This is a genomic window from Phocaeicola intestinalis (assembly GCF_014837065.1).
GTDB classification, from domain to species: domain Bacteria; phylum Bacteroidota; class Bacteroidia; order Bacteroidales; family Bacteroidaceae; genus Phocaeicola; species Phocaeicola intestinalis.
Map to the genome: position 1 here is coordinate 1 of NZ_JACSPP010000149.1, position 693 is coordinate 693.

The window sequence follows — 693 nt, forward strand, 5'->3', positions numbered from 1 at the left end:
ACATGTTTTTTATTGAAAAAAGTGCTGGTATTATTGTATAATCCATTAATAATTAGTATCTTTACATCAGTAAAAAAAGAGACAGGCAATGGATGAAAAAGCTATATTACTCAAGACGATAGAAGGGCTGAATGCCTCTATTGCCTCATTGTCTGCCACTAATAAAAAACAGGCTGAGCAGAATGAAAAACTGCAGGCGCGCATCAAGGAGCTGACGGCTCAGGTCGCATGGCTGAACCGTCAGCTCTTTGGGCGTAAATCGGAGAAGCTCCACGCGCTTGATTCCCATATGCCGGATCTCTTTGCGGATGAATTTGCCGACTTGCGGCGTCAGGCAGAGGAAAAGCGCGACGAGGCAGTGAAGCAGATAGAAAAGGAATCCAAAGAAGAAAAAAGACGGAAACGCCAGAACAGGAAAATGATAGAAGGCCTGCCCGTGCTCGAAACCGAGGTGATAGAGCCGGAAGGCGTGGACCTGTCCTTATACCGCAAGATAGGTGAAGAGGTAACCTCTCTTGTCAAACACAAGCCGGGAATGCTTTACGTCAAGAAAATCATCCGCCCCAAATATGCGCTCATAGACAACACGCAGCTTCCACCCGGGGGACAGAAAGGAGTGGAGATTGCCCCCATGCCGCTGATGCCTGTTGACAAGTGCATCGCTGATACCAGCCTGCTTGCCGAGATACTGCT

Annotated in this window: 1 protein-coding gene; it reads left to right on the forward strand. The window is 47.9% G+C overall.

Annotated elements, in window-relative coordinates; translation table 11 throughout:
* Positions 1-88: 88 nt before the first annotated feature.
* Positions 89-693 (forward strand): transposase (locus H9625_RS17440; protein ID WP_191765601.1); only part of this gene is annotated, 605 nt, incomplete at its 3' end.